We start from the raw sequence: 1,351 nt of genomic DNA, 5'->3' as shown, positions 1-1,351 counted from the left end.
TCCTCATGGACATCGAGGCCCTCATGGCCTCCACCGACATGGGGCTGTTCGACGCCGCCGCCACGCACTGATCAGCCCATGAGCGCCACCCTGATTCCCCGCAGCGGCGGCTCGATCGCGCGCCGCGTCTCGCTGATGGGTGCCGCGGCACTGGCGGCGGTGCTGTTCGGCGTCTCGGCCGTGATGAGCGTGGTCGCCACCGACCGCTCGCGCGAGCGCATCGTCACCTGGGTGGGCGACAAGGCCCAGTCGGTGGTCGATTCCAGCGACGCGTTCGACATGACCTCGAAGGTGATGGTCGAACGCCTGTTCGCCGTCTTCAAGCGCGACTTCGACGCCACCTTCGAACACGATCCGAAGACCGGCGACCTGAAGAGCTATGGTGCACCGATCGCCGGCCAGTTCGGCAGCGTCGACCAGTTCACCTCCTTCACCGGCGGCGTGGCCACGGTGTTCGGCCGCAAGGACGACGACTTCTGGCGCATCACCACCTCGCTGAAGAAGGAGAACGGCGAGCGCGCGATGGGCACGCCGCTGGGCAAGGGCCATCCGGCCTACGCGCTGCTGATGAAGGGTGAGCCCTACGTGGGCCGGGCCACGCTGTTCGGCAAGCCGTACATGACCCGCTACGAGCCGGCGCGCGACAAGGACGGCAAGGTGGTCGGCGCGCTGTTCATCGGCTTCGACCTCAGCCCCTTCCAGTCCTCGCTGGACCGGCTGGTCGCGCAGGCGAGCTTCTTCGAGACCGGCGGCACCTACGTGATCGACCCGAAGAAGTCGCCCGCCGAGGCGGTGTTCGTGGCGCACCCGAGCGCGCGCGGCAAGAAGGTCAAGGACCTGATGCCCGGCGCCGAGGACTTCCTGGCCCGGCTCGAGAAGGCCGAAAACGGCTTCGAGCGCCACGCGCTGCCGCTGCTGGCCGGCCAGGGCGACGACCGCTGGGCGGTGCTGCGCAAGAGCAGCACGACCGGCTGGTGGATCGTCAGCGAGGTCTCCGACCGAGAGGCGATGCGCACCCACTGGGCCACGCTGATCCCGTTCTGGGCGCTGCTCGCGGCGGCCGCGATCGGCCTCGGCCTCGGGCTGTTCTGGACGATGCGGCGCTGGGTCGGCCGGCCGCTGCAGCAGCTCGGCGCAGCGATCGGCACGATCGCCGGCGGCGACCTGACGCACCCGTTCGAGACGCGGCGCGACGACGAGATCGGCGCCCTGATCCGCCACGTCGAGGCGATGCGCCGCCAGCTGCACACCACGCTGTCCGGGGTGCGCGGCGCGGTCGAATCGATCAACACCGCCAGCGCGGAGATCGCCAGCGGCAACCAGGACCTGTCCGGCCGCACCGAGCAGGCCG

At 70.1% G+C, this 1,351-nt stretch carries 1 protein-coding gene; it reads left to right on the top strand.

All coding sequences use genetic code 11. The features are described 5' to 3' along the window. Window positions 1–78: 78 nt before the first annotated feature. A partial coding sequence (locus D9C15_RS33120) for a methyl-accepting chemotaxis protein (RefSeq protein WP_164886978.1) occupies window positions 79–1,351 on the top strand: 1,273 nt, incomplete at its 3' end.

Origin of the sequence: Piscinibacter defluvii (genome assembly GCF_004011805.1) — a bacterium.
Lineage (GTDB): Bacteria > Pseudomonadota > Gammaproteobacteria > Burkholderiales > Burkholderiaceae_C > Piscinibacter > Piscinibacter defluvii.
The sequence above is the reverse complement of the archived record's forward strand: the minus strand, read 5'-3'. Positions and strand labels throughout refer to the sequence as shown.